We start from the raw sequence: 26,750 nt of genomic DNA, 5'->3' as shown, positions 1-26,750 counted from the left end.
CATGCAGATCAAAGCAGAAGAAATCAGCTCCATCATTAAGGAAAAAATAAAAGGATTCGAGCAACGGGTTGACGTCAAAGAAATGGGTTACGTCATCCAGGTAGGTGATAATATTGCCAAGGTCTATGGCTTGGAAGGGGCGATGGCGGGAGAGTTGTTGGAATTTCCTGGTGGAGTTTACGGGGTGGCTTTGAACCTGGAAGAAGATAGTGTCGGAGCGGTCCTGTTGGGTGAAGATGTGGGGATTCGCGAAGGCGATCCGGTGAAGCGCACCGGGCGAATTGCAGAGGTCCCTGTTGGGGAAGCGCTGGTGGGTCGCGTGGTCGATGCCATTGGGAAGCCCATTGATGGAAAGGGACCGATCAATACCACGGAAACACGCCTTATCGAAGTTCGGGCACCTGGTGTGGTTGATCGGCAATCAGTAGGAGAGCCACTTCAAACTGGGCTCAAGGCCATTGATGCCATGATTCCTGTCGGGCGAGGCCAACGGGAATTAATTATTGGAGACCGTCAGACTGGGAAAACAGCCATAGCCGTTGACACCATCATCAATCAAAAAGGTCTGGGTGTTTTTTGTTTTTATGTGGCTATCGGGCAAAAACGATCGACGGTAGCTCGAGTGGTGAAAACCTTGGAAGACCATGGAGCCATGGAGTACACCACGGTGGTGTCTGCCACAGCCAGCGATTCGGCTTCGCTACAATTTTTTGCACCGTATGCCGGTGTCACCATGGCGGAATATTTCCGTGACAACGGGAAGCATGCGCTTATTGTATATGACGATTTGTCCAAGCATGCGACTGCCTATCGCCAGCTTTCCCTTCTCCTTCGACGTCCACCAGGCCGTGAAGCCTATCCGGGTGATGTGTTCTTTTTGCATTCCCGCTTATTAGAGCGGGCAGCCAAGATGAGTGATGAAAAAGGCGCAGGCAGTTTGACGGCATTGCCGATTATTGAAACGCAGGCAGGTGACGTCTCTGCCTATATTCCCACGAATGTAATTTCTATTACCGATGGGCAGATTTATCTGGCTGCCGACTTGTTCTATTCAGGTATTCGGCCAGCGATTAACGTTGGGTTGTCAGTATCCCGCGTGGGTGGTTCGGCCCAGATTAAAACGATGAAACAAGTTGCAGGGACGCTCAGGCTTGACTTGGCCCAATATCGTGAAATGGCGGCCTTTTCGCAATTTGGAAGTGAATTGGACAAAGCCACCCAAGCCCAATTGGCCAGGGGTGCACGCATGGTAGAGTTGCTCAAACAGGATCAGTACAAACCCCTGCCTGTGGCAGATCAGGTTTTGTCAATTTTTGCGGGAGTGAATGGGTTTCTTGATAATGTTCCTGTGAATAAAATCAGGGAATTTGAACAAAACCTTTTAGCCTTCATTAAAGAAAAGTACCCCAATATCAGGGAAGAGGTTGTGACCAAAAAGAAAATTGATGAGGAGTTTGGGGGTAAGTTAAAAAACATCGTTTCCGAATTTAAACAGTCCAAAGGCTACGATCAAGCGGGATAAAGTTATTTGCTATGCCGAGTCTTCAAAGTCTTCGACAAAAAATTTATTCTATTAAGTACACTCAGAAAATAACTAATGCCGTGAACATGTATATTGTGGGAGGCTCAGAGTCCTCTAAATAATTCGAAGGTTGATCCTGGCCGGGCACGGGACTCCGTGTGCCGTTCACCAATCTTTTTCAACCAAGGAGTCTATGGTGGGTACGGATCTCGGAATTGGAAAAGTCATTCAAGTCATTGGACCGGTGGTGGACGTTGAGTTTCCGCCAGGAAAACTTCCAAATATTTTTAATGCCATAACGATCACCAATAATTCAGGAGATCAGAGCGGACAGCCGGAAAAGGTTACATTGGAAGTAGCCCAACACCTTGGAGAAAACCGTGTGCGGGCGGTCGCCATGTCCTCAACGGATGGACTGGTCAGGGGTTTGGAGGTAAGGGATACCGGTGCCGCTATTTCTGTTCCCGTAGGCAAGGAAACTCTGGGACGAGTGGTTAATGTTTTGGGGGATCCCGTTGATGGCTTCGGCGAAGTCAAAACGCAAAAACGGTGGTCTATTCATCGTCCGGCTCCTGCATTAGAGGACCAGGAAACCAAAACAGAAATATTGGAAACCGGAATTAAAGTCATCGACCTATTGGAGCCATATGCCAAAGGGGGAAAGGTCGGCCTGTTCGGTGGTGCCGGTGTGGGTAAAACCGTCATCATTATGGAACTTATCAATAACATCGCTCTCCACCATGGCGGGTTTTCAGTTTTTGCCGGAGTTGGTGAGCGGACCCGTGAGGGCAATGATCTCTGGCATGAAATGCAGGATTCCAAGGTCATTGATCCCCATGATTTCACCAAATCAAAAGCCGCTTTGGTTTATGGTCAGATGAATGAGCCACCCGGAGCGCGTCTCCGGGTGGGTCTCACCGGACTGACCATCGCGGAATATTTTCGTGATGAGGAGCATCAGGACGTGCTCCTTTTTGTCGACAACATTTTCCGATTTACTCAAGCAGGATCCGAGGTTTCGGCCTTGCTCGGTCGAATGCCATCAGCCGTGGGCTATCAACCGACGCTGGGTACGGAGATGGGGACCTTGCAAGAACGGATCACGTCGACCAAGAAGGGATCCATCACGTCCGTTCAAGCGATTTATGTGCCGGCCGATGACCTGACTGACCCCGCCCCGGCTACGGCATTTGCCCATTTGGATGCCACCACGGTGTTGTCCCGGCAACTGGCGGAGTTGGGCATCTATCCTGCGGTCGATCCTTTGGACTCCACTTCCAGAATTTTAGATCCCCATATTTTGGGTGAGGAACATTACCAGGTGGTGCAACGGGTGCAAGGCACCTTGCAGCGGTATAAAGATCTCCAGGATATTATCGCGATTTTAGGTATGGACGAATTGTCGGAAGACGACAAACAATTAGTGGCGAGGGCCAGAAAACTCCAACGGTTTCTCTCTCAACCGTTCCATGTGGCCGAAGCCTTTACGGGATCCCCTGGGAAATACGTCAAGCTCGTTGATTCGGTTCGAAGCTTCAAAGAAATTGTGGATGGTAAATATGATCATTTACCAGAGCAGGCCTTCTATATGGTTGGACCGATTGAAGAGGCCATTGAAAAAGCGGAAAAGCTTGGATATAAAAAATAATGGCTGATTCTGCTGAAACAGAGTCCTCAGGGAAGATTCTTTTGGAGGTAGTCACACCGGAGCACCGCTTGCTCAGTAAGGAAGTCGACTATGTGTCGGCTCCCGGAAGCGAAGGCGATTTCGGGGTGCTTCCTGGCCATTGTCATTTTCTGACCACTTTGCGGATTGGCGAGCTTCATTACCGTGTGGGTGAACAGACCGAATATATGTCTGTACTTTGGGGATTTGCGGAAGTCACGCCGACAAAGGTGACGATTCTGGCAGAAATCGCCGAAAAAGCAGAGGATATTAATGTGGAACGCGCCGAGGATGCCGTTCGAAAAGCAGAGGAGCGTCTGGAGCGAGGTGGTTTGCCATCGGAAGTAGAAGAAGCTCGGGTCAGTTTGGAAAAAGCCCGTCTTCGACAAAAGATTGCCGGCCGCCGCCAACAGGGCGGTTCCCGCCTGTTATAGAGTTTTTGACCACCCCGTTCGTTTTTACCTGCCATGCCGCATGTCGCTACGCGGACGGAGTTCATCGTCACCGCAGGCGAATCGCCCAAGCGCCTCGATCATTTTCTTGCCAACCGCGAACCATATTTTTCCCGGACAGCTCTCCAACGATTAATTGAGGACGGCCATATTACCGTCGGTGGTCAGGTTGTGAAACCCAGCCACAAGGTTAGGCCTGGTGATTGCGTTGTGCTGGTCGTACCACGTCCAGAGCCCGTGGAAATTAATCCTGAACCTATTCCCCTTGTCATCCTGTATGAGGATGAATTCCTGTTGGTTCTCAATAAACCTGCAGGCCTTGTCGTTCATCCGGCACCAGGCCATTGGACTGGGACCTTAGTGAATGCGCTCCTGCATCACATGAAAAGCGGTGAAGGGCATCTCTCATCAATTGGAGGGAAGGAGCGTCCGGGGCTGGTTCATCGTCTGGACAAAGAAACGACAGGTATCTTAGTCGTGGCGAAAAATGATCAGGCTCACAGATTATTGGCAGGACAATTTAAAGCCCATTCCATCACTCGAGTTTATGAAGCGATTGTGTGGGGAGGACCAAAGACACGGGAAGGCCGGATTGAGTTGTCGATCGGACGGGATACCAAAGACCGGAAAACTTTTTCCGCACGCACAACTAATCCCAAGGAGTCGTTGACCAGCTACAGGGTAAAGGAACGATTTGGGGCAGCGGCCGCCCATGTGGAGTTATTCCCTGGTACAGGCCGCACGCATCAGCTACGAGTTCATCTCAAGGCTATCGGATGTCCGATCCTGGGTGACCAAACCTATGGAGGGAAAAAAGTTATGATTATTGGAGGGATGGCCATTCCCCGGGTGATGTTACATGCCAAGGTTCTCGGCTTCGTGCATCCTATTTCTAATAAAATGGTGACATTTGCCGCGGAGTTGCCGGAAGATATGGCGACCGTACTGGATGCCTTGAAGGGCAAGGAAGACCTACTGCTGTCTTGACAAGCAACCAAGCGATTGGAGTAGATTTGAACTTATGAAAAACGAGGCCAAGCTTGAACCTGGGCAGGTGGTTGACACCTTAGGAGAACTGATTGCCGGTCTAGCGGCTTTTGCCGCCAAGGTACCGGCCAAGTCCATGGTGGCATTGTCAGCTGGAATTCGTCCGACTCCGGAGGCAGTCGATGCCTATGAAACCACGGTCTATCGATTTCGTGACCGAGTTGGACTGACGTACAAAACTCTCCCACCGTTATTTGTCGATTCCTTAGAAGCCTTTGAGGCGGGAAAAGTATTTGACGCCGTTCCTCCCCTGTTACAATGCGTCGAACAGTTGGTGGAATTGCACAATCAGGAAACTATTAAATTCACTCCACCTCAACAGCAACGTCTTCGTGATTATCATCGCCGATTAGAAAAACTCGTTCCGGAAGCCACCCAATCCGAAGTCGATCTCCCCACCCCTGAATCGTATTAATCATGACATTGGGGAATAGTCGCAGAGAAATTCCCTGTGAGATCAAGCGGAACGTTCTCCCGTTTTCTTTGCTTTAACTCCACCCTTCCATCATTCCACAAATTGGTAATCGAATCTCTATCCCCGCCACAAATGATATGCATTCTGGCCGGAAGTCAGCAGGGATTACAAAAAATTGGAGAGGGGCAAAATTTATAGTTATCAGGTGAGTTCAAGAAGGGCTTAAGTGAGAGCCGGACATGGAGGTTTTTATTTACACCGAGGGAGGATAGTCGGTAACGTCTTTTTTTTTACAGGGCGGTTTCTCCAAGTGCAACATTCTTTGAAAAGGGATAAGCCTGATATTGCAATGGCCTTAGTGACTGGGAGAACCTAGAAAGAGATTATGGTGGTGGGGACAGTCCAATAGCTCTTGGCTAATGGTAAACCCTCAAAGGTTACGAACCGCCTGATAGAAAAAGCTATGAACTCCCGGTTGCACTTGGAGTTAGAACCTAAGCAGGAAAATTAATTCAAGTTTGCAGGAGTAAGCAACTGAAGATTCGTGCGGAGGATAAGCTGGTTTCCGCTCGAAGAGGGGGGTCTAATTACTCGCCAGTTTCTTCCTTTAACTCGTAACCCTTCCCCAATCAATGTCAGGTGGTAATGTGCATCCTTATCAAACACCATTACCAGGTACAGATTGCAAAGAAATGTCTTGAACCCTAAGTGATAGGAACGAAAGACCGACAAACTCAATTCTTTGGCAACCTGTTTATTAAACTGCCCTCGCACATGAAACATGATGGTGTCGTGGGCCAGTTGTTCGGTACGTATCATGTGATTCCTGACTTTTGGAAAATTTGCAAAGATTTCTTACTCAAGCCTATTTCAACCCAACAGGAGCTTCTGCGACTATTCCCCAGACGGATGGGCGAAACTGGTCAAATTTACTAGTTGATCAAATCACTTTTAGTGGATGGAAAGAAACCGAAACGGCTAGAGGAACCCTGAAGAGATGACAGCCTGGTTGACGGGGACCCTGGCGGGATGTATAAAGTCAACTCCTTATGCGTCCGTAGCTCAATTGGATAGAGCATCGGCCTTCGGAGCCGAGGGTTGGGGGTTCAAGTCCCTCCGGGCGCACCATTTAAATTTCCTCTGTTGACTTGATGATTTAATACCACCACTCGTAGGTTACAACACGTAAACGTGATTTTTAGAGTTATTCACGTATTAATTAGGGACTGTCAATTCTCCTTTTGTATTAATTCCCTCCGGCTGCTTCATGGCAGAACTTCAATAGGGGCAAACATAAAAGTATTGTTGCCCAATCACCATTCCCAAGTTGATGCCGATGCCCTGATTCAAAGAAATGAGTGGTTCAAATAGCCGATTGGGTTAACAACCTCGGTGGTTTTTTTGTAGGGTGTTCCCGCTAAATTAGTGGGAAATGACCATCATGGGCAACGAAATCTCTCTTTTATTCTGATGAATACCTCCTGGGGTGCCTTCTTTGAGCGCCCCGCTATCCATATTCCTCTTCTTCTAGTCATTGGTTTTCTGGCGTTTAGTTCCAATGCCTCGATTTCTCTGTTTGGGGAAACAGAGGGTTTGTATGCCATTGTCACCCACACCATGATGGCGGCGGAGGATTATGTGCATCTGTGGCTGCGGGGGGAACCGTATTTTAATAAACCGCCTCTTTTCTTTTGGCTTCAGGCGGGATTTATTCATGGGTTGGGATGGAGTGAGGCGGCGTTACGGTTACCATCGATTTTTTCTAGTATGGGAACAATGATCACGACCTATTTCTTGGGCCGGTTGTTATTTTCAGGAATGGCAGGATTTTGGGGCGCACTAGTCTGCGCGACCTGTTATGCGGGCTTGTGGTTTGGTCCCTTGGCCATTATTGATCCTGTGTTAACGTTTTGTATGACGGTGGGGATGTATGCCTGGGCCCGTGCGTATTTTCAGGAGTCGTCTCAAGGGTGGTATGTCGTCGGCTTTGTGGCTTTGGCTTTGGGCTCGATGGTCAAAACGTTACATTCCTTGGCCCTACCGATTTTGGTGATGGGAATTTTTTTATGGTTGCGCCGCGACCGGCGGGTGTTTCGTGAACCGTATTTTTGGGTGGGAGTCGTCTTGAGTGGCTTGTTGCTGAGCGTCTATTACCTGTTGCTTGGCCAGGAATTCAGACAGCATTTTTTCTTTGAAGAAAACCTCAAACGTATGATCACCGTCTCGGGAGATCAAAAACTTTCTGCGTGGGAGGCCTATTGGGGGAAACGTCCCATTTTTTGGTATGGACTGGTAATCTGGTTCGATGCCTTCCCCTGGTCGGCCTTATTTCCTGTGGGCCTTTTTCTCATCTGGAAACGTCGACCATGGCTTGAGTCGCCAAAAGAATTGTGGGTCTTTCTTTGGGTGGTGGTATACTTTGTGGCGTTGAGTTTGGCTCCTGAAAAACATGAACGGTATCTCATGCCTCTCCTGCCAGCATTCGGTTTATTGGTAGGGTATGTGTATCATCGATTGCTATATGAAACGTCAGCATCAGATGGATGGGGCCCGTTGAGGGGCATGTTAGGATGTTTGGGTATTGTTTTTGTTGTTGCAGTAATTCTCGGACCTATCCTGATACAAAAAAAATGGCATGTTCCGTTGGACATCATTCCTCTGGCGCTTAGACTGGGATTAGTTATCTTAGGCCTGATGATGATTGGCCTGGCCATGAAGAATTATCTGCGAATGGGTCTGGTGGGTGTTGGGGTGTTGGGCATAGCCCTTATGGTGACAGTAACAGGGTTTATTATCCCAGGTATCCAAGCGGAAGGTTCTCCCAGGCTGGCCTTTGACGAAAATCAACGGCGTCTGAATAATCAGACCGACCCTATATTGGTGTTTCAGTCATGGGATTGGCGAGAGGATGAAGATGAATTTTATTGGGACTATCTCCACGGTTATTCACGAATTGTGGGAAAGGGTCTTGGAGATTTCCTGGCGCTTGAAGAACTGAAAAGGGATGTTCAACAATCTACTCGTTTGGTGATGATGACGAAAGACCAGTATCAACGAGTTATTTCCGGTGATCCGAATTTGAATGCCATCGTGTTGTTTGAGTTCTACCGATCAAAAAAGAACATTGTGCTCCTTTCCCTCGATTGGAGAATACAGCTGGCGGATTCTTTGGAACCCCAGAAGCAATGAATTCCAAAAAGATTGCCAACTGCTAAATTTACCGTAAAATTTAGTATCTAGCCCTTCCTGAAGCAATTCAGGTCAATGAATGGAAGAAATAGTTCTAGATCGTTATCATTTCTGAGTCGGTATTCCGATCCATATTTTATACCAATCCATCAAAAAAGTAGAAATCATGAACTATTACTATCGATTGGGTCTATTTCTCCTCATGATTGTGTGTGGGTGGTCTTCGCTAGTGGAAGCCAGAGTACAGATTACAACTATCCCCTATAACCATGGAGAAGTTGCTTTGGAAGGGGTCGTTGCCTGGGATGATGCGATAAAAGGTAAGCGTCCGGGGATTTTGGTTGTCCACGAATGGTGGGGCCTGAATGAATATGTCAGAGAACGTGCGGAACAATTGGCGGCCTTGGGATATGTGGCGGTGGCTGTGGATATGTATGGAAAGGGAAAAGTGACCACTCATCCCGATGACGCCCGGCAATGGATGCAACAGATCACTGCCAATGTAGAGATGTGGCAGGCCAGGGGGAGAGAGGGATTAGGGCTTCTTCAGGCTAACCCCCTGGTAGACCAAACCCGGTTAGCGGCTATTGGGTATTGTTTTGGAGGGGCAACGGTTATGCAAATGGTGTATGATGGGGCACCGGTCAAAGGAGTCGTGAGTTTTCATGGGTCGCTCCCTCTTCCGTCCGCATCTCTTTCTAATAAGAATTCAGTAAAAATCCTCATTGCCCACGGAGAGGCTGATCCCTTTCTTAGCCAGGACCACATTACAAAATTTAAACGTGCATTAGGCGAAGCTGGGTTTGATTGGCACATGGTGGTTTTTGGAGGCGCCCAACATGGATTTACTAATCCTTCGGCCAATCAATATGGCATGGAGGGGGTACAATACCAGGAACAAGCCAATCGACGATCATGGGGGTATATGAAGTTGTTCTTTGACGAAATCTTTCGATGAGTTGAGTGTGCTCTTTTCTATCGATAGTATGAACAGAAAAGAGGATCTCTTAAGTCCCTTTGATTTTCACCGAAAAAGTAGGGTTCGAGGTTTTTCTGCCTGGTAACACCAGTCTCAATTCTTAAGGAAAGCCCTTAATCTAAGGAAAACATGACCAAGCCAACCGGCAAATTGACTTCAATCTTAGGCGTCTCGGCCTATTATCACGATAGTGCGGCTTGTCTCATCCAGAATGGCAAGATTGTAGCGGCTGCCCAAGAAGAACGGTTTACGCGAAAGAAACATGATGCCGGGTTCCCGAACCATGCAGTGGAGTTTTGTCTGCGGCAAGGGGGGGTTGGCCTGCGCGGCGTCGATTATCTGGTGTTCTATGACAAACCTTTTGTCAAATTTGAACGTTTGTTGGAAACCTATTTGTCCTATGCCCCGAAGGGACTAGGATCTTTTTTGACCGCCATTCCGGTTTGGATCAAAGAAAAGCTGTTTCTGCGAACTTTATTAGAAAAGGCTTTTCGTCAGGTGGGTAATTTCGAAAAAAAGGAGAAATTGCCACCTTTGCTCTTTGGGGAGCACCATGAATCTCATGCCGCTGCGGCCTTTTACCCTTCCCCTTATGAGGAGGCCGTGGTCCTGTGTATGGACGGGGTCGGCGAGTGGGCCACCACTTCAGCATGGGTTGGACGCGGGAGCCAATTAACGCCTCTATGGGAAATTCCCTTCCCTCATTCCATCGGGCTGCTGTATTCCGCCTTTACATACTATACGGGATTTAAGGTCAATTCCGGTGAATATAAAGTCATGGGGCTCGCTCCCTATGGAGAGCCTAAGTATGTGAAAACAATTTTGGATAATGTGGTGGATGTGAAGCCGGATGGCACCTTCCGGCTCAATATGGACTATTTCGATTACTGTACCGGATTACGGATGACCAACAATAAGTTCGACGCCATATTTGGTGGTCCTCCGCGTCAGGCGGAAAGTACTCTCACCCAGCGGGAAATGGATCTGGCCCGGTCTGTACAAGAAGTCACCGAGATGGTCATGCTGCGCCTTGCCAATAGTCTTCAACAAGAAACAGGCCTTTCCAATCTTTGCCTTTCCGGAGGGGTCGCCTTGAATTGCGTCGGAAACGGGAGAGTGCTGCGGGAAGGACCATTCAGCGGGCTGTGGATTCAGCCGGCGGCAGGCGATGCGGGGAGCGCGTTGGGGGCGGCGTTAAATGTGCATTACAGCTATCTGAATCAGCCTCGGGTATGTCAGGGCTCTAGTGATTCGATGCGAGGTAGCTATTTAGGGCCTCGCTTTTCTAACGAGGAAATAGAAACCAGCCTTCAACAGCTTGAGGCCAGGTATGAGCGCGTGGAGGATTCAGACCTGTATCGTCGAGTGGCGGAGTATTTGGCTGAGGGAAAGGTCATCGGATGGTTACAGGGGCACATGGAATTTGGTCCTCGGGCTTTAGGGGGACGAAGTATCTTGGGTGACCCTCGTAGCGAGAAAATGCAATCGGTCATGAATTTAAAGATTAAATATCGGGAATCCTTCCGTCCCTTTGCACCATCGGTTTTAAGAGAACGAGTGTCAGAGTATTTTGAGATGGATACCGATAGTCCTTACATGTTACTGGTGGCCCCGGTTGCCGAGAAGCGACGACGAGCGGTACAACCGGATCTACAAAAACTTTGGGGGATTGATCTGCTGAATGTTCCCAAATCGGATATTCCAGCAGTGACTCATGTGGATTATTCTGCCAGGGTTCAGACGGTGTCACCTGATACCAATCCTCGCTACTATCAATTGTTGCAAGAGTTTGAAAAACAAACCGGGTGTGCGGTGTTGATCAATACCTCATTTAATGTTCGAGGCGAACCGATTGTCTGCACGCCTGAAGATGCCTACCGGTGTTTTATGCGGACTGAGATGGACGTCCTGGTGCTGGAAAATTGTCTCGTCTTGAAGGAACATCAAAAGCCGGTGCCTAAGGATGAAGCGTGGATGAATGAGTTTGAATTGGATTAAGCGGGAAAGAATAATGACATGACATCAACGATTTATCAACCAACTGCAAAGGATCTTCGCTCGTTTGGCTTGTTAATGGGCGGAGTCTTTTTGATAGTAGCGTTATGGCCATTGGTCATTCATGGAGAAGGCATTCGAGTATGGGCAAGTCTTGTTGCCGGGACCTTTGGGGCAATGGGAATGGTTTATCCAAAAGGTCTGGGTCCCTTACATCGAGTCTGGATGAAAATCGGGGAAAAATTAGGATGGATCAATTCCCGAATAATATTAAGCCTAATGTTCTTTGGAATGTTTACTCCCATGGCGTTCGTCATGGGAGTATTAGGTAAACGACCATTGCAACTTGGTTATGATCCCAAAGCGAACAGCTATCGCATTCCCAAAAAGGCCAGGTCCGCAGACCATGTGCTGAAACCCTTCTAAAGGAGGAAAAACAGATGACAGGTTTTCTTGGGGAATTGTGGGACTTTATGCGGGAACGAAAAAAGTTCTGGCTTGCCCCCATCATCATCATGCTCTTATTGCTCGGCGGCCTTATAATCCTAAGTGAGGGTTCAGCCGTTGCCCCCTTCATCTATACCTTGTTCTAAATCGAAGGGGAGGAATGGAGCTACTAGGAAACCTGATTGAGTGGCAGGCAAAAGCTTGCATAGAAAATAAAAAAAGGAGGGAGCTTTAAGCTCCCTCCTTTTCAGACCCCCTGGTGCTCCCGATTGTTCGGGGACGGTTTGCAGACTTATACCCTACTTGCCGGAATCACTCTTTGTGTTCATGGCCTTTGATCCCCCAGGCGGCACAATATTCGGGCGTTCTTCCTTTCCAGGATTCATGGTATGTGAATCATGAAATCCGGAAGCTTGTTGGAGCGATTCATCCCGGCTGGGGTGAGATTGACCCGGGTCATTGGCTACCGACTGGCCCGTCACCGGGGATTTGGCGTCTCCCATGGGATAACCCGGATGGTCCGGCAGCATTCCAGGATTTCCCAGGGCTAAGGCACTTCCAAATACGACACTCCCTATTACGTTAATTGCGCATAGTTTACGGTTCATGTTCATCCCTCCTTTTTGTTCGATACGATCGGGAATCAGGGGTACAGAACCAGAACCTAGTTTATTTTTTATCGAAGACCTCTTTGGTTGTCTTCCAATTTTGGCGCCCTCCCGTTTTTTTAATTGTGGGTATTACCGATTTCGTTTGAACAGGCAATTGGGCCAAAGATGATTCAGTGCTTCACTTGGCTATGGCATACCTTCGTTTGGTTTGAGGGTTTAAACAGGAAGTAAATCTTAAATCAATCCTGGGATCCCCCTTCTTCTCACTTTTGCTAAAGCCAGGAAGAACGTAGTCCCCATTCACACCCGCGCGAGACTTAATCTAGGCTAAATCTTGCTTAACTTCTCGTGAAGAGGGTGAGGAGGATTTCTTGATGGTGTGCAATACAGCATAAGGTCACCGCATTGATTGACGGGATATTTAGGTCCAAGCCTTGATGTTAAAACTGGACTATGGCAATGGGCAAGTGGCGCAAATTAGGGAAGAACTGTTGAGAGAGGTAAATGAAAGTTACTCTGGGAAAGTAGTGGTATTTCATTAGTTTTTGAAATGTAAACTCAAAAACTAAAAAACCGCCAAATGAAAAGGATGACGATCACAAAAAGATCGAATTCATAGGAATTATGAAATTAGAAGAAGAAAATATTAAACATAACCATTTCGTGAATAGAAAACCTGAGGGTTGTCGACAGGCACTGTGCAAAAATTTTCTGGGATTATGCATGTTAATGAGCACTACGTGGGCGTGGGGTAGTTCCACTCATATTCAGTTTAGTTGAGAGATTTGCGCCGTCTTTTACTCCTCAACAGGCTTGATTGACCTCGGAAATCTCCATTTATGCGAGAATCCAACGGCAACTCCTCATACGATGAGGCATAACGGTTGCGGAGAGGATGGAGCATGTGCATTTGATTCAAGTGCCATTTGCTCACCTGACACAATTAAAATTCCTGGTCGTTTTCCAGGGCAATTCACTACCATTCATTTCACACTGCTCCCCGATATGCGGGTTATGGTCGAAGTTGGCATCCCTTTCGTATTCTCCTCCATCTGATTCTCAAAGAATTCTACAAGGGGGAAAGGGATCTGTGGTTTTTTGGTAAGAATATCGTTTCCCCGCATTACCTCTTGACTCTCAAAAATGGTAATTTATTATTAATAAGAGGACTTCAGACCACCCGAAGGGTGAAGTTATCCTGTGCCATTCAATAAGGGACTCATTAGTAATTTGACTACAGGAACCCACCGGTTTCACATCAAGACACATGTCTGGATCTGAACACGAGCAGCTATCAAGGCTTCGAGCCTTCCTGAATCAACAGGTAATTGGACAAGAGGGCCTCACTCTCAGGCTATTGATTGCTCTGATGGCTGATGGACATCTTCTGGTTGAGGGTGCGCCAGGTTTAGCCAAAACTACTGCCATTAAAGCGTTGGCTTCTGGAATTGAGGCCGATTTTCACCGGATTCAGTTTACCCCGGATTTACTTCCAGCTGATATTACCGGGACCGATATCTATCGTCCCAATGACGGCTCCTTTCGCTTCCAACCAGGGCCGATTTTTCACAATCTGGTCCTCGCCGATGAAATCAATCGAGCGCCGGCCAAGGTGCAAGCAGCTTTATTAGAGGCCATGGGCGAACATCAAGTAACGATCGGGCGGACCAGTTATCCTTTGCCCGAGTTGTTTTTAGTCATGGCTACACAGAACCCCATTGAGCAGGAAGGGACCTATCCGTTGCCGGAAGCCCAATTGGATCGGTTTCTTCTCTATGTCCGGGTGAAGTACCCCGATGTGGAAGGAGAGCGAAAGATTGCCGAGCTTGTTCGTCGACAGGCGAGGGCGATTCCTGGGGATGGAATGCCCCCCCCCACCCCGGTGCCTCAAAAAGTCATTCTGGCGGCTCGTCGGCAGATGTGGGATATATATTTCGCGCCGGCACTCGAAGAATATATCGTCCAATTAGTCATGGCCACGCGTGAGCCCGGCCCCTATAGCTCCATGCTGAAGCGGTGGATCCGGTTTGGAGCCAGTCCCCGGGCGACCATCGGAATGGAGCGGTGTGCCCGGGCGCATGCCTGGTTGGAAGGACGTGATTATGTTTCGCCGGAAGATATACAGGCTGTGGCCCATGATGTGTTGCGCCACCGAATATTACTGACTTTTGAAGCTGAAGCGGAGGGGATCAGGACCGATCAGGTGATCTCAGAAATTTTGAATCATGTGGCCGTTCCGTAAAACGCCATCACCATCAGAATTCAGACCGAACCGTCCTGCAGGATTTCAGGGAGTAGAGGTTCGGCTCGCCGATCTCATCAATATGCGTCACCAGACAGGGGTATTGGGAATCAAAACGCGGAAACGGGTGCATACCCTGTTGGCTGGCGGAGAGCGTTCTCCATTCAAGGGCAGAGGCATGGATTTTGAGGAGTCTCGCCGGTATCAACCGGGCGATGATGTGCGCCTCATGGATTGGCGGGTAATGGCGAGAACTCATGAACCCTATCTCAAGGTCTTTCGCGAAGAGAGGGAGCGACCCGTCTTCTTCGTAGTGGATAATAGAAAGGGAATGCGATTTGGGACCAAAGTGGCCTTTAAGTCAGTCATAGCAGCGCATGCTGCCGCATTATTGGGTTGGGCATCGCAAGAGCGAGGAGACCGGATTGGGGCGGTGGTTTTTTCAGATGTGGACCATGTGGAACTCAGACCCAGAGGAGGAAGAACCGGGGTCCTTCAACTTCTCAACCTCCTCGCTCAAGATAGTGTGCACCCGTCAGAGGTGAATGAACAGCAGAATCCCTCTGTCTCACCTCTTCAGTTGGCCTTAAATCGAGTCCAGGCAACCGCGAAGCCCGGAAGCCTCATTTTTCTTTTGAGTGATTTTCGGGATTGGGACCAGCAGGCCAAACAGACCCTTATTCGGTTGGGCGGACACCAGGATGTGGTGGTGATATTCATGTATGATAAATTGGAGCAAGAGCCGCCACCTGCCGGCCAATATCCTGTAACGGACGGTATACGAACGGGAATATTGAATACAGGATCTGCCAAAACAATCCAATCCTATTCAGCGTGCTTCAAGGAACGTTATGAAGATGTCCGGACGCTATGCCTGACCCGTGGAATCGGATTCATTTCATTGGGAACCCACGACGATATTCTTTTCCAATTACGGGGTGGGTTACAGGATATCGGGCATCGCCGAAGCGCCCAACACAGCATGGCATAACGGGAATGGGCTAGCATGCCGACATCAGGTTCTCTCCTACAAGAGCTTCGGGATGTGCATTTGCCAGCCCCGATTTCTCTGTGGCCTCCAGCCCCGGGTTGGTGGATTACCTTCGGTTTGGTCATGATGGGAGGCATGGTGTTCCTGTGGATTCTGAGGAATCGACGTCGGACACAGGCGCGTCGACTTGCAATGAATGAACTTGGTGCGATCAAACAGCACTATGACACTCACCGAGATGATCAATGGCTGGTTCAACGACTTTCAACCATTGTCCGCCGCTATGCCATGGTAACTTTTCCTCGAACAGAGGTAGCAGGATTAGTAGGAGTATCATGGCTGCAGTTTTTAGATCGGTCGGGTCGGACTAATGAATTCACTGCCGGAGTTGGCCATCTGTTGAGTTCAGGGCCATACCAGCAGCAGGCGGTCGTGTCGGGAAACGAGCTGATGCAATTGGTCGAACATTGGATTCAGCACGTGACTCCTCCCAATGGGAGGGAGAGGACATGATGACGTTTGCCTGGCCGTGGGCGTTGGCGTTTGTTTTGTTTCCCTGGATGGTGCAGCGCTGGGCACCTTCTGTGTCCAATTCATCCGGTCGCGCCATGAAAGTGCCGCACTTTGAAGACATCATGAGTCTTCAATCCAGCCAGTTGATTGAAGCGAATCGTTCCAGGCGCTCAACATTGTTTTGGGTGGGGATAATCATCTGGTCTGCTCTGCTTCTGGCGGCAGCCCGTCCCCAGTGGAGTGGTGACCCTGTCGGGTTGCCAACCAGTGGGCGAGATCTGATGTTGGCAGTCGATATTTCAGGAAGCATGAAAATTCCAGATTTTTCGGTGAACGGGCGGGAAGTCACCCGCTTGGAAGTTGTGAAGGCTGCAGCCGGGGAGTTCATCGCTCGCCGAACTGGCGATCGAGTGGGTTTGATTGTATTTGGCTCCCAGGCCTACGTGCAGACACCTCTGACATTTGATCGGGACACGGTAAAGGCTATGATGACGGAAACAGAAATTGGCCTGGCGGGGCAGGAAACCGCGATTGGGGATGCGATCGGCCTTGCCGTGAAACGACTCAAGGAACAACCGGCGGGAAGCCGGGTATTGGTGCTATTAACCGATGGAGCCAATACTGCGGGAGAAGTGTCACCCACACAAGCGGCGGCGTTGGCTGAGGAACAAGGTATTCGAATCTATGCCATCGGGGTCGGTGCCGATCGAATGGAAATTGCATCATTTTTTGGCACACAGACTGTGAATCCTTCTCGCGATTTGGATGAAGATACCCTTCGCCTTCTTGCCCAACGGACCGGAGGGTTGTACTTACGTGCGAAAGATACTGAGGGACTCAGGAAGGTGTATGAAGAATTGGATCGTCTCGAGCCGGCGACAACTGAAACGGAACTGTTTCGACCGACGACCGAATTATATATATGGCCGTTAGGATTTGCCTTGGCCCTTTCGTGTGTAACGGTCATGTCTTTCATCTGGAAAAAGGATTGGTTTCTCAGACCAAGATGGAAGGCGGAAGGGATCCCAGCACGAGCAGGACGATAAAATGTCCATGTTTCATTTTTTACGACCGGAATGGTTATGGGGATTGCTTCCCTTGTTCGGGCTCTTTCTGCTGGCAGCCAGGAGTGGGAGAACAGCTCAGATATGGGAGTCGGTGTGTGATACCCATTTACTCCCTCATTTATTGGTGGGGACGGAGGGAGCGACGCATCGCATGCCTCTCGTGCTTCTCGGATTAGGTTGGACTGTGGCGGTTTTTGCTCTTGCCGGGCCCGTCTGGTCCCAATTACCCCAGCCTGTGTTTCGAGCAGAATCGGCGTTGGTGATGGTTTTGGATTTATCCCGTTCAATGGATGTGCAGGATGTGACTCCCTCCAGGTTGACCCGAGCCAAACACAAAATTCTTGATATGCTCAAGGCCAGGAAGGAAGGGCAAACCGCTCTGGTAGTATATGCCGGTGAATCTTTCGTGGTGTCGCCACTGACTGATGATGTCAACACCATGGTGCCTCTTGTGCAATCCCTCGAGACAGAACTCATGCCATCCCAGGGTAGCCGTACTGATCTCGCTTTGCAGAAAGCCCATGAACTCCTTCAACACGTCGGGCAGGCAAAGGGAGAGGTGCTATTACTGACGGACGGTGAGGGAGATCCTGCAACATTGAATATGGCTGAAGAGTTACGCCGTCAAGGGAAGCGTGTGTCTGTGCTTGGTGTTGGGACGGTCGATGGAGCCCCTATTCCCGAAATAGGCGGATTCCTCAAAGATCAGGATGGAGCGGTGGTTATTCCCAAATTAGATATTCCGTCTCTTCAAGCTATCGCTCGAGTAGGAGGAGGGCGTTATGCCACGGTGACCGCGGACGATCAGGATATCAATCGGGTCTTACCTTCCAGTATGCCCACGAGGGCGCTATCCTCTTCAACATCTGAACAGCGAACAACGGATCTGTGGCGAGAGGAGGGACCCTGGCTGGTCCTCCTGCTCCTGGTATTGGCATTGCCCGCATTTCGACCGGGATGGTTAGGAATGCTGCTGGCATTCCTGCTTATTCCTCAGATCAGCGAGGCTTTTTCCTGGGAAAATCTCTGGGTTCGTCCCGATCAACAGGGGATTAAGGCATTAGAGCGTGAGGCCCCGGAACAAGCGGCAGCCTTATTTCAAGACCCCGGTTGGAAGGGCATAGCCCATTATCGGGCCGGGAAATATCAGGAAGCAGAAGAAGCCTTTTCCATAGTTGATACGCCGGAGGGGCATTACAATCGAGGCAATGCCTTGGCTCGTCTCGGTCGTTATGAAGAAGCAATGGCCTCCTATCAAACAGCTCTCACTCAGCAGCCAAATCACGCAGATGCCAAACATAATCTAGAAATCATCAAGCAGCTCCTGGATGAACCATCATCTGCGGATCAGGGAGGAGAACAATCTCAAAAATCGGATGACTCCTCTGCAAAACAGAAAAATAATAGGAATGAAACCGGAGTTGAAGGAGAAAACCCAGAGGAGGCTTCAGACTCAGCCCACAAACAACCCGATTCGGAAAAAGTTGACTCTCAAAACGGAAAACAAGAGAAATCAGACCAGACGGTCGGATCCGGGGCGGATCCTGCCACGACCTCTAACCAGTCGAATGGTAATCAACAGGCTTCTGAAGAAAATATTGAGAGAGAGGCGCAAGGGGTAGATCCTTTAAAGGCGGAACAAGCTAAAAAGCTGCTGTCCCCTCCATCAACAATGGAAGAAAATTCGGAAGATCAGTCGGAGCATTCGGAAGTGACCTCTGCCGTGGATGCGGCCCAAATACGGGAAAGGCAGCAGTTTGAACAGGTTCTCCAACAATGGCTTCGCCGTATCCCTGATGATCCCGGCGGATTGTTACGCCGAAAGTTTCTTTTGGAGCATCAACGCCGTGTAGAGGCTGGAGGGTCCACTTTTTCTCAAGGAAAACGCTGGTGAGAATTTTGAGATGCCTATTGGTGATGGTTGTCTGCCTTGGAATGATGGGGCTTAGCACTCCTGTTTCGGCCCAAACGGTCAGGGCCTATGTGGATCGGAATCCGGTCATGGCAGATGAGACCTTCCAGCTCATCGTGGAGACGGATCAGACTGCTTCCGGTGAATCGCCAGAGTGGGATAGCTTAGACGCGGACTTCGATGTATTGGGCACCACCCAGAGTCAACAAACTTCAATCATCAATATGCAAACCACTTCTTTGGTTCGATGGATTGCGACGCTGGCGCCAAAGCGAACAGGAGCAGTGACCATTCCTCCTATCGCCGTGGGTCCTCATCAGACTGGCCCCATTCAACTGATGGTCAATGAGCCGAATCACCCCAGCGGCGCGAACGAGGAGCGAGATATTTTCCTCGAAGCGGATGTGGACTCACATTTTCCCCATCTTCAAGGGCAGGTTCTTCTGACGCTTCGTTTGGTCAGTGCGATTTCCGTTCAGGAAGGCCGATTAGATGAACCGGAAATTGATTGGGGCATAGTGGAGCGCGTCGGAAAGGATGCCTCCTACGAAGCCACTCGCAGCGGGCGGCGGTATCATATCACCGAGCGTCGGTATGTGATAACCCCGCAACAAAGCGGGGCTCATGTTATTCCCGAGGTCCTCTTTTCTGGAACGGTGCAGGATGGACGAACCCGTGGGAGGCTCTTTGAAGAGTTATTTGGCAATCGGTCCGGGAGTTTGGGGGGAAATCCTTTCAAAACCTCACAATCGATTCATAGGCGAAGTCCGAAGATTGAGCTCACGGTCAAAGATCTTCCGCCAGATTTGAATGGGCGTTTTTGGCTGCCGGCGAAAGCACTCACCCTCACCGAAACATGGTCGGGTGATACCGATACACTTCAAATAGGGGATTCCCTTACTCGAACCATCGTGATGCGTGCAAAAGGTCAGCGTGGGGAGCAACTGCCTGAAGTGACAATGCCCTCACAACCCATCGTAAAGATCTATCCGGACAAGGCCAAAACCCAAACAGATTTTGATGGGAAATGGGTAGTAGGGTCCAGGGAAGAAAAATTCGTGTTTGTGTCGACTCAACCTGGCACAGTGACGTTGCCCGCTATTCATGTTCCCTGGTGGAACATTGAGACTTCCCGCTGGGAAGAAGCCAACCTCCCCGCTAAGGTTCTGACGGTTCTCGGCACGGCTCCACCAGGATCCTCAGCACAGGTTCCCACATCGGTTCAGGCCCCGTCTGTTACTTCAATAGAGGGTGATCATCAAGTGAATGCCCAAATGCCGGCTAACATCGGCATCTCTGATCGTGCCGAGCAATTACCATGGACCTGGATAACAGGGGGATGCTTGCTGTTGTGGTTGGTGACCCTGGCGGGCTGGTGGCGAGAGCGTCAAAAGCGGAATGGACGGAGTGAGGAGCCAGCGAAAAAAGATGATGAGAAATTTGAATCGGAAAAAAAAGCTATTCAAGTCGTCAAGACCGCATGCTTTGAACAGTCAGCAAAAAAAACGCGCGATGCGCTACTGCAATGGGCTTCATTCAAGGAAGAAGGGCGCCCCTGTCGGAGCCTGAGATTGGTTGAGCGTATATTGAGTCAGCCTATTTCTGATCAGAACGCGATTTCCGAGGCCATTTGGAACCTTGATCGGACTTTGTATACTAACTCCACAGAACAAGAGACTTGGGATGGTCGGCAGTTTTGGGAAACAGTCAAGCCGGCCATAACAGCCAAGGCGCCAAAATCTCACAAACACGCAAAAGAGTTGCCCCCATTGTATCTCCATTGAGTGGAGAGGGAGCTGATCGAATCAGGTAGCGAGAGCACGACTGTGCGACAGATCATTTCATAAAATTATTGAGATAAAGAGGGTAGAATGGAAATCATGGTTGAAATTAAAAACTTGCGAAAAGCATTTGGGCCGATTGTTGCGGTGGATGGTGTGTCATTTACCGTAGGAAAAGGGGAAGTGCTGGGTTTCCTAGGGCCGAACGGAGCAGGTAAATCCACAACCATGAAAATGATCACTGGTTTTCTTACGCCGACGAGCGGCACGGTGCATATTTGTGGGCATAATATTGAAGATCAACCCATCGAAGCTAAAATGCGTTTAGGCTATCTGCCGGAGGGGGCTCCGGCTTATCAGGATATGACTCCAGCCTCGTTTCTCACATTTATCGGAGAGATGCGGGGATATCGTGGAGCAACGCTTAAGCGAACCGTTTCGGAAACGGTCGAGAAGGTGAATTTGCAATCGGTGATGAACCAATCGATCGAAACCCTATCTAAAGGGTTTAAGCGTCGAGTGGGATTGGCTCAGGCGATCCTTCATGACCCGGACATTTTAATTTTAGATGAACCCACCGATGGTTTGGATCCCAATCAAAAGCATGAAGTTCGAACACTGATTCGGGCTATGGCCCAGGAGAAGGCCATTATTCTCTCTACGCATATCTTGGAGGAAGTGCATGCACTCTGTTCCCGCGCCATGATCATTGCGAAGGGGAAAGTGGTGTTTGATGGCACTCCAGCAGAATTGGAAGGAAAGTCTCCGGCTCACAATACGGTCCTGGGCACGATTGCCGGTGTGGATCCTTTGGTCCTACATCATCACTTGATGACGGTGAAAGGGGTCAAAAAGATTGAGGAGTTGGATCGTGACGGTGACTTGGTGAAATTTCGTATTTACCCCGATGACGGGCAGTGGATTCTTCCGGATATTGGACATTGTGTCCGGGAACAGGGGTGGGAAGTGAGGGAACTGTATCCCGACCGGGGGCAGTTAGATGAGGTGTTTCGTTTGTTGACGACTCCCAAGCAAACAATCTCCTAATACGCGATTGTTCTGGAAGGCGGGGTACTCCGAGCAGGTGAGGGACGTAGCCGGTGTGCACCCTCAAATCACCAGGAGCAAATCTCCATGCGCTTCTGAGAGACCAGTGGCGAAAAATTAAAGGGACTGAAAGAAGTATTCGTAAGTGAAGGAGGAATTGTGGGACGAATTGGAGTGATTTTTCAACGTGAATTGGCCGGGTATTTTGCCACACCGATCGCGGCAGTATTCATCGTCATATTTTTGTTACTCAGTGGAGCCTTCACATTTTATCTGGGGAATTACTTTGCGCGGGGTCAGGCCGATCTGGTGCCGTTTTTTGATTTTCATCCCTGGCTCTATCTTGTGTTGATCCCTGCATTGGCGATGCGCCTATGGGCGGAAGAGCGTCGTTCCGGAACGATTGAGCTGTTGCTGACCCTGCCGGTCACCATGTGGGAGGCCGTGGCAGGGAAGTTTTTAGCCGCATGGTGTTTCACCGGTATTGCCTTGGCCCTGACCTTTCCCATGTGGCTCACGGTGAATCTGTTGGGCGACCCGGATAATGGCGTTATCCTTGCCAGCTACCTTGGCAGTCTGTTGATGGCCGGGGGGTTTTTAGCCATCGGCTCCTGCATCTCCGCTCTGACCAAAAACCAAGTGATTGCCTTTGTGGTCAGCGTCGTCATTTCTTTGGGATTCATCTTGAGTGGGTTCCCTCTCGTTCTAGAACTATTCAGTGGGTGGGCGCCACAATTTCTGCTTAATGCCATTAGCTCATTCAGCTTTTTGACGCATTTTCAATCGATCAGCAAAGGTGTCCTGGATTTACGGGATATTCTCTTTTTTCTGTCGCTGATTGCATTCTGGCTATTTGCGACGGCTACGGTTATTGATATGAAAAAGGCCGAATCATAAAGGAATGCAAGGGATCGGGTGTGAACTTTTGTTAATGGGGAGTGATGATGAATAGAAAAATACTCACGGGAAGCGGTCTTCTCATGGCCGCCGTCCTGTTCGGTGTCTTCAATATGATGAGTAACGCGGCGTTCAGTTCCGCACGGTTCGATCTGACAGAACATGACCTGTATACATTGTCCGATGGCACCAGAAATGTTCTTAAGAATTTGGAGGAACCTATCACACTGCGGTTTTATCTCTCTCAAAAGCTGGCAACCGGTTTGCCAGGAATTAAAAGTTACGCGACGCGAGTCCGGGAAATGTTAGAGGAATACGCACAAGTTGCTGGAGATCAATTGTACCTGCAGGTGATGGACCCGGAGCCGTTTTCAGAGGAAGAGGATCGAGCGGTAGCATACGGTTTGCAAGGTATTCCGTTGGATAATGGCAGTACGCAGTTTTATTTTGGATTGGCCGGGACCAGCTCCACCGATGAGTTGGAAGTGGTTCCATTTTTTCAACCGGAGCGAGAAGAGTTTTTGGAATATGATCTGACGAAGATGATTCACACGCTGGCAAATCCCAAGAAAAAGGTTCTTGGTCTATTGAGTACACTACCCATTGATGGAAGTGGGGGCATGCCGTTTATGCCACCACAAGGAGGCAGCCAACCCTGGCTCATACTTTCTCACATCGAACAAATGTTTGAAGTGAAAAAGATCGAACCAACAGCGGTCGCCATTCCCGAAGAGATTAGTGTCTTAATGATTGTGCATCCTAAATCGCTGAGTGAGGCGACCCTTTATGCGATCGATCAGTATGTGTTGGGAGGTGGGCATGCCATGATTTTTGTGGATCCCCTTGCCGAATCGGATAGTGGAGGCGGAAATCCCATGAACCCGATGGGAGGAGGAGGTCCCCGGGATTCAAATATGCCTAAATTGTTTGAAGCCTGGGGTGTTGAATTGGTGAAAGGGCAGGTGTTGGGAGATTTACCATTGGCCAAAAAGGTGCAAGTGCAACAGCAAAGCCGGCTACAGGTGGTGGATTACCCAGTCTGGATTGATTTCCGGCAGGAGCATTTCAGTGACAAGGATATCGTGACGGCTCAAGTGCCATCGATCACGGTGGCATCAGCAGGAATCATTCGAAAGAAAGGGGAGACCGGGACCACAGTCGAGGCGCTCATCCAATCAGATGAAGCCGCGATGCAGATTGAGGCATCCCGCTTGTCAGCCATGCCGGATGTCGGTGGATTACTCAATAGTTATCGTCCCGAAGGCGAGAAATTTATCGTGGCCGCCAGGTTAACCGGAACCGTGAAAACGGCTTTTCCTGAGGGAAAACCAAAAGAGGTGCCAACCAAGGATGAGAATCCGGATACGGCTCCAGAAACCGAAAGCCAGACCAAAGACCACCTTAACGAATCGAAGGAGCCTATCAACGTCATTGTGGTGGCAGATACGGATATTTTACAGGACCGGTTTTGGGTTCAAGTTCAAAATTTCTTCGGGCAACGGATTGGTATTCCCAACTCCGGCAATGGCACGTTTGTCACGAACGCCTTGGATAATTTGACGGGAAGCAATGATCTCATCAGCGTCAGAAGTCGCGCCGGATATTCCCGGCCATTTACACTTCTGCGAGTGTTGCAACAAGAAGCCGAGCAACAGTTCCGGCAAAAGGAGCAAGTACTCCAGGAACAACTCAAGGCCACGGAACGAAAAATTCAAGAACTGCAGAGCCAAAAGCCTGAAGGAAATTCCATGATCCTGAGTGTGGAACAGCAGGAGGCCATGGGACAATTTCGCAAGGAGTTGCTTCAGGTTCGCAAGGAATTAAGAGCTGTGCAACATGAGCTTGGCAAAAATATTGAGCGTGTGGAGAGTTGGGTGAAATTTATCAATATCGGGCTTGTGCCATTGTTAATTGGTATAGCGGGTGTGTGGATCAGTTCCTCCGGGATCAGGAAAAAGCGGCCAAAAGCTTAAGATGCTCAGTTATTGATCATCAGAAGACCGCATCAGATTATTCAAGAATATTAAGGGAAGCGAATGAAAGCCAAAACACTAGGAATTTTAGCCGCCATAACCATTGTGGGGATTGTTGTTGCCGTTTTCGTGAATCAAGAGCCGGCTTCTCAGTTGCCAGGTAGTGGTGAACTCTTGTTTCCGTCACTATTGTCGGTGGTGAATAATGTGGGCGAAGTGGTGGTGGAGACGAAGGATCAGACCGTGACGCTGGTGCGTGAGGAGAAGACTTGGCGGGTCAAAGAGAAGGCAGGGTATCGCGCTGATGTGGAGAAGGTAAAGCAGACTCTCATCGGGTTGGCGGAGTTGCGGATACTGGAACCCAAAACGAAAAATCCAGAGTTATACGATCGATTGGGTTTACAAGACAAGGAGCAAGAAGACTCGCTTTCGACAACCGTGACTTTGAAAACTGCGAATAATCCTGAGGCGGCAGTGGTGATTTTGGGGAATCAACGTCCTGCCAAGGGGAATCCACGGATGAGTGAAATCTATGTGCGGAAACCAGAAGATCCCCAAACCTGGCTGACAATAGGAAATTTGCCGTTGGAAAAAGTGTCCGGAGAATGGCTGGACACGGAAATAACGGCACTGACGACCAAACGGGTGCATCGAGTGACGGTCACGCATCCCGACGGGGAAACTCTTCTCGTTTTAAAAGAGAAGCCGGATGATCTTGATTTTCAATTGGATTCGGTCCCTGCAGGTTCCAAGGTGGCATCTCAGTTTAATGTGAATAATGTGGTGGGGACTCTTGTGCAACTCCCCCTAGAAGATGTGAAAAAAGAAGAAGAGGTGAATTTTCAGAATCACACAGGAGTAGCCGTCGTGTTGGAAACCTTTGACGGTCTCAGGCTTCATGTCCAAACGACCAAACAGGAAGACAAAATTTTCGGAAAATTCTCTGCGGAATTTGATCAGAAACTGGTTCAACCTGTGGAGGACACGCCTCTCTCAGAAAAAGGGGAAACGGTCCAAGCCCAGGATTCTGCTCAAGACGAAATGGTCCTTGGATCGCCTGAAGGGAAGCAACCAGATGAAGAGCAGGGGAAGCGTTACTCCGAAGAAGAATCAATATTAAAAAAACCGGAAGAGGTTCAGGGAGAAGTTGAAGCGTTCAATCAGCGTGTACAGGGGTGGGCGTATCAGTTGCCAACGTTCCGGGTCGAGAACTTTTCAAAAGCCAAGAAGGATCTTCTTGCCACAATTCCCTAAACTAGACCATTCAGGATATAGGAGGTGATGAAAGATTGTATCTCTACGTTTGAGACAGCTTCAGGCGTTCTCGGGCTTATCCGAACCCTTTAAGGGAGGAGCGGTCAACGCGTCCAGTAATTCCTGATGGACCTGCATCAGGCGGGAATCCTCAAGCCGGTAGGCAAAGGATATCAGGATCAAGCCTCCTGCCAGCACTAAACAGCCTAAGGCGGTTATCCCGACCACCCAAAAAACTCCCCCAATTGTGCTCATCCCTCCATCAAGAATAAATAGCACCACAAACGTGAGGGTGCCCCCAATCACAAAAAGTAGCCATATCAGGGTGAGAATAGCTGACGACCAGGGAATACGCTTGGACAAATGAAGCAGGAGTTGGTTGCCGGCTGAACTTACATCAATTGTCCCCTTCAATGGCCATGCTGTGCGAAAACTCAGGGAAAAGAGTTGGTAATAGGGACGGATCACAATGACCTGTCTGTCTTCCACCCAGCGGGCAATCCCATGAGGCAAGGGCAGTGCGTCGGACTTGTGAAAAGCATGGGAAATGGGGTGCGCTGGATGAGAATCCAGAGCTTTCTGCCTGTGGGCCAAGGGACATCCATACCGGCAGGCCCAACTTTTCAGTGTGGTGAATTGAAACCAGTCACCAATGATTAGGCATAGAAACAGCAGGATGGCAATGATTCCGGCAAACATCATGGGAAGGAGAAGATACCATAGTGTCTTCTTCTGCTAAACTCCTGTTTT

Annotated in this window: 23 protein-coding genes and 1 tRNA gene; 21 read left to right on the top strand and 3 right to left on the bottom strand. The window is 49.4% G+C overall.

Translation table 11 applies throughout. The features are described from left to right. The first annotated feature begins 1 nt into the window (after nucleotide 1). The 5 genes from atpA to ACWHYD_RS20650 all read left to right on the top strand — a co-directional run bounded on the left by atpA (nucleotide 2) and on the right by ACWHYD_RS20650 (nucleotide 5,102). Nucleotides 2–1,522, top strand: a complete 1,521-nt coding sequence (gene atpA, locus ACWHYD_RS20670; protein WP_447963882.1) for a F0F1 ATP synthase subunit alpha — start codon at nucleotides 2–4, stop codon at nucleotides 1,520–1,522. Nucleotides 1,523–1,715: 193 nt separating this feature from the next. Next, nucleotides 1,716–3,170 (top strand): F0F1 ATP synthase subunit beta, encoded by a 1,455-nt coding sequence (atpD, locus tag ACWHYD_RS20665; protein ID WP_447963881.1) that lies wholly within the window; start codon nucleotides 1,716–1,718, stop codon nucleotides 3,168–3,170. Next, on the top strand, nucleotides 3,170–3,622 hold the full coding sequence (locus tag ACWHYD_RS20660; RefSeq protein WP_447963880.1) for a F0F1 ATP synthase subunit epsilon: 453 nt from the start codon (nucleotides 3,170–3,172) through the stop codon (nucleotides 3,620–3,622). The genes atpD and ACWHYD_RS20660 overlap by 1 nt, the downstream gene beginning before the upstream one ends. Before the next feature lie 33 nt (nucleotides 3,623–3,655). Continuing rightward, a complete protein-coding gene (locus ACWHYD_RS20655) occupies nucleotides 3,656–4,627 on the top strand; it encodes an RluA family pseudouridine synthase (protein ID WP_447963879.1) in 972 nt (323 codons plus the stop codon). 34 nt (nucleotides 4,628–4,661) lie between these two features. After that, the gene (locus tag ACWHYD_RS20650; RefSeq protein WP_447963878.1) at nucleotides 4,662–5,102 is read left to right on the top strand and encodes a hypothetical protein; all 441 of its coding nucleotides are present in this window, start codon (nucleotides 4,662–4,664) and stop codon (nucleotides 5,100–5,102) included. Nucleotides 5,103–5,609: 507 nt separating this feature from the next. Here ACWHYD_RS20650 and ACWHYD_RS20645 read toward each other — a convergent pair. Further along, entirely contained in the window at nucleotides 5,610–5,921 is a 312-nt protein-coding gene (locus tag ACWHYD_RS20645) for a hypothetical protein (protein WP_447963877.1), read from the bottom strand. Between the two features lie 232 nt (nucleotides 5,922–6,153). On the opposite strand from ACWHYD_RS20645, the gene ACWHYD_RS20640 reads away from it, so the two are divergent. The 6 genes from ACWHYD_RS20640 to ACWHYD_RS20615 all read left to right on the top strand — a co-directional run bounded on the left by ACWHYD_RS20640 (nucleotide 6,154) and on the right by ACWHYD_RS20615 (nucleotide 11,858). After that, nucleotides 6,154–6,230: transfer RNA gene (locus ACWHYD_RS20640), tRNA-Arg, on the top strand. Nucleotides 6,231–6,527: 297 nt separating this feature from the next. Then, a complete protein-coding gene (locus ACWHYD_RS20635) occupies nucleotides 6,528–8,291 on the top strand; it encodes an ArnT family glycosyltransferase (RefSeq protein WP_447963876.1) in 1,764 nt (587 codons plus the stop codon). A 166-nt stretch (nucleotides 8,292–8,457) separates the two neighbouring features. Further along, entirely contained in the window at nucleotides 8,458–9,249 is a 792-nt protein-coding gene (locus ACWHYD_RS20630) for a dienelactone hydrolase family protein (RefSeq protein WP_447963875.1), read from the top strand. A gap of 150 nt (nucleotides 9,250–9,399) precedes the next feature. Then, entirely contained in the window at nucleotides 9,400–11,268 is a 1,869-nt protein-coding gene (locus ACWHYD_RS20625; protein ID WP_447963874.1) for a carbamoyltransferase family protein, read from the top strand. An 18-nt stretch (nucleotides 11,269–11,286) separates the two neighbouring features. Then, nucleotides 11,287–11,691 carry an SxtJ family membrane protein gene (locus ACWHYD_RS20620; protein ID WP_447963873.1) on the top strand — a complete coding sequence of 135 codons (405 nt, stop codon included), beginning with the start codon at nucleotides 11,287–11,289 and terminating at the stop codon, nucleotides 11,689–11,691. A gap of 14 nt (nucleotides 11,692–11,705) precedes the next feature. After that, complete coding sequence (locus ACWHYD_RS20615) at nucleotides 11,706–11,858, top strand: DUF5989 family protein (protein WP_312645580.1); 153 nt, start codon at nucleotides 11,706–11,708, stop codon at nucleotides 11,856–11,858. A gap of 153 nt (nucleotides 11,859–12,011) precedes the next feature. On the opposite strand, the gene ACWHYD_RS20610 is transcribed toward ACWHYD_RS20615, so the two are convergent. Next, nucleotides 12,012–12,320, bottom strand: coding sequence for a hypothetical protein (locus ACWHYD_RS20610; protein ID WP_447963872.1), 309 nt, complete (start codon nucleotides 12,318–12,320; stop codon nucleotides 12,012–12,014). 1,270 nt (nucleotides 12,321–13,590) lie between these two features. On the opposite strand from ACWHYD_RS20610, the gene ACWHYD_RS20605 reads away from it, so the two are divergent. From ACWHYD_RS20605 to ACWHYD_RS20560, 10 genes are all read left to right on the top strand, one after another. Beyond that, complete coding sequence (locus tag ACWHYD_RS20605) at nucleotides 13,591–14,565, top strand: AAA family ATPase (protein WP_447963871.1); 975 nt, start codon at nucleotides 13,591–13,593, stop codon at nucleotides 14,563–14,565. Beyond that, the gene (locus ACWHYD_RS20600) at nucleotides 14,549–15,556 is read left to right on the top strand and encodes a DUF58 domain-containing protein (RefSeq protein ID WP_447963870.1); all 1,008 of its coding nucleotides are present in this window, start codon (nucleotides 14,549–14,551) and stop codon (nucleotides 15,554–15,556) included. Before ACWHYD_RS20605 ends, ACWHYD_RS20600 begins: the two co-directional genes overlap by 17 nt. Nucleotides 15,557–15,571: 15 nt before the next feature. Continuing rightward, the gene (locus ACWHYD_RS20595; RefSeq protein ID WP_447963869.1) at nucleotides 15,572–16,069 is read left to right on the top strand and encodes a DUF4381 domain-containing protein; all 498 of its coding nucleotides are present in this window, start codon (nucleotides 15,572–15,574) and stop codon (nucleotides 16,067–16,069) included. Beyond that, on the top strand, nucleotides 16,066–17,115 hold the full coding sequence (locus ACWHYD_RS20590; RefSeq protein ID WP_447963868.1) for a vWA domain-containing protein: 1,050 nt from the start codon (nucleotides 16,066–16,068) through the stop codon (nucleotides 17,113–17,115). The genes ACWHYD_RS20595 and ACWHYD_RS20590 overlap by 4 nt, the downstream gene beginning before the upstream one ends. A 1-nt stretch (nucleotide 17,116) precedes the next feature. Then, nucleotides 17,117–19,030, top strand: a complete 1,914-nt coding sequence (locus tag ACWHYD_RS20585) for a vWA domain-containing protein (RefSeq protein ID WP_447963867.1) — start codon at nucleotides 17,117–17,119, stop codon at nucleotides 19,028–19,030. Then, nucleotides 19,027–20,832 carry a BatD family protein gene (locus tag ACWHYD_RS20580; RefSeq protein WP_447963866.1) on the top strand — a complete coding sequence of 602 codons (1,806 nt, stop codon included), beginning with the start codon at nucleotides 19,027–19,029 and terminating at the stop codon, nucleotides 20,830–20,832. Before ACWHYD_RS20585 ends, ACWHYD_RS20580 begins: the two co-directional genes overlap by 4 nt. 96 nt (nucleotides 20,833–20,928) lie before the next feature. Then, on the top strand, nucleotides 20,929–21,876 hold the full coding sequence (locus tag ACWHYD_RS20575) for an ABC transporter ATP-binding protein (RefSeq protein ID WP_447965906.1): 948 nt from the start codon (nucleotides 20,929–20,931) through the stop codon (nucleotides 21,874–21,876). A 159-nt stretch (nucleotides 21,877–22,035) separates the two neighbouring features. Further along, nucleotides 22,036–22,773: an ABC transporter permease subunit gene (locus tag ACWHYD_RS20570; RefSeq protein ID WP_447963865.1), complete on the top strand. Its 738-nt coding sequence runs from the start codon at nucleotides 22,036–22,038 to the stop codon at nucleotides 22,771–22,773. 44 nt (nucleotides 22,774–22,817) lie between these two features. Further along, on the top strand, nucleotides 22,818–24,746 hold the full coding sequence (locus ACWHYD_RS20565) for a Gldg family protein (RefSeq protein ID WP_447963864.1): 1,929 nt from the start codon (nucleotides 22,818–22,820) through the stop codon (nucleotides 24,744–24,746). 63 nt (nucleotides 24,747–24,809) lie between these two features. After that, on the top strand, nucleotides 24,810–26,000 hold the full coding sequence (locus tag ACWHYD_RS20560; protein ID WP_447963863.1) for a DUF4340 domain-containing protein: 1,191 nt from the start codon (nucleotides 24,810–24,812) through the stop codon (nucleotides 25,998–26,000). Nucleotides 26,001–26,060: 60 nt separating this feature from the next. On the opposite strand, the gene ACWHYD_RS20555 is transcribed toward ACWHYD_RS20560, so the two are convergent. Next, nucleotides 26,061–26,702, bottom strand: coding sequence for a hypothetical protein (locus ACWHYD_RS20555; protein WP_447963862.1), 642 nt, complete (start codon nucleotides 26,700–26,702; stop codon nucleotides 26,061–26,063). Nucleotides 26,703–26,750: the final 48 nt, after the last annotated feature.

The organism is Nitrospira sp. Ecomares 2.1 (genome assembly GCF_965152585.1).
This window is presented reverse-complemented; position numbering and strand designations above follow the sequence as displayed.

Excerpts from the sequence above, each read along its gene's own strand:
- ACWHYD_RS20645 (WP_447963877.1), bottom strand. The coding sequence starts at position 5,921 with ATGATACGTACCGAACAACTGGCCCACGACACCATCATGTTTCATGTG.
- ACWHYD_RS20610 (WP_447963872.1), bottom strand. The coding sequence starts at position 12,320 with ATGAACCGTAAACTATGCGCAATTAACGTAATAGGGAGTGTCGTATTT.
- ACWHYD_RS20660 (WP_447963880.1), top strand. The coding sequence starts at position 3,170 with ATGGCTGATTCTGCTGAAACAGAGTCCTCAGGGAAGATTCTTTTGGAG.
- atpA (WP_447963882.1), top strand. The coding sequence starts at position 2 with ATGCAGATCAAAGCAGAAGAAATCAGCTCCATCATTAAGGAAAAAATA.
- ACWHYD_RS20620 (WP_447963873.1), top strand. The coding sequence starts at position 11,287 with ATGACATCAACGATTTATCAACCAACTGCAAAGGATCTTCGCTCGTTT.
- ACWHYD_RS20655 (WP_447963879.1), top strand. The coding sequence starts at position 3,656 with ATGCCGCATGTCGCTACGCGGACGGAGTTCATCGTCACCGCAGGCGAA.
- ACWHYD_RS20565 (WP_447963864.1), top strand. The coding sequence starts at position 22,818 with ATGATGAATAGAAAAATACTCACGGGAAGCGGTCTTCTCATGGCCGCC.
- ACWHYD_RS20560 (WP_447963863.1), top strand. The coding sequence starts at position 24,810 with ATGAAAGCCAAAACACTAGGAATTTTAGCCGCCATAACCATTGTGGGG.
- ACWHYD_RS20625 (WP_447963874.1), top strand. The coding sequence starts at position 9,400 with ATGACCAAGCCAACCGGCAAATTGACTTCAATCTTAGGCGTCTCGGCC.
- ACWHYD_RS20575 (WP_447965906.1), top strand. The coding sequence starts at position 20,929 with ATGGTTGAAATTAAAAACTTGCGAAAAGCATTTGGGCCGATTGTTGCG.
- ACWHYD_RS20590 (WP_447963868.1), top strand. The coding sequence starts at position 16,066 with ATGATGACGTTTGCCTGGCCGTGGGCGTTGGCGTTTGTTTTGTTTCCC.
- ACWHYD_RS20600 (WP_447963870.1), top strand. The coding sequence starts at position 14,549 with ATGTGGCCGTTCCGTAAAACGCCATCACCATCAGAATTCAGACCGAAC.
- ACWHYD_RS20615 (WP_312645580.1), top strand. The coding sequence starts at position 11,706 with ATGACAGGTTTTCTTGGGGAATTGTGGGACTTTATGCGGGAACGAAAA.
- ACWHYD_RS20650 (WP_447963878.1), top strand. The coding sequence starts at position 4,662 with ATGAAAAACGAGGCCAAGCTTGAACCTGGGCAGGTGGTTGACACCTTA.
- ACWHYD_RS20630 (WP_447963875.1), top strand. The coding sequence starts at position 8,458 with ATGAACTATTACTATCGATTGGGTCTATTTCTCCTCATGATTGTGTGT.
- ACWHYD_RS20585 (WP_447963867.1), top strand. The coding sequence starts at position 17,117 with ATGTCCATGTTTCATTTTTTACGACCGGAATGGTTATGGGGATTGCTT.
- ACWHYD_RS20595 (WP_447963869.1), top strand. The coding sequence starts at position 15,572 with ATGCCGACATCAGGTTCTCTCCTACAAGAGCTTCGGGATGTGCATTTG.
- ACWHYD_RS20555 (WP_447963862.1), bottom strand. The coding sequence starts at position 26,702 with ATGATGTTTGCCGGAATCATTGCCATCCTGCTGTTTCTATGCCTAATC.
- atpD (WP_447963881.1), top strand. The coding sequence starts at position 1,716 with ATGGTGGGTACGGATCTCGGAATTGGAAAAGTCATTCAAGTCATTGGA.
- ACWHYD_RS20605 (WP_447963871.1), top strand. The coding sequence starts at position 13,591 with ATGTCTGGATCTGAACACGAGCAGCTATCAAGGCTTCGAGCCTTCCTG.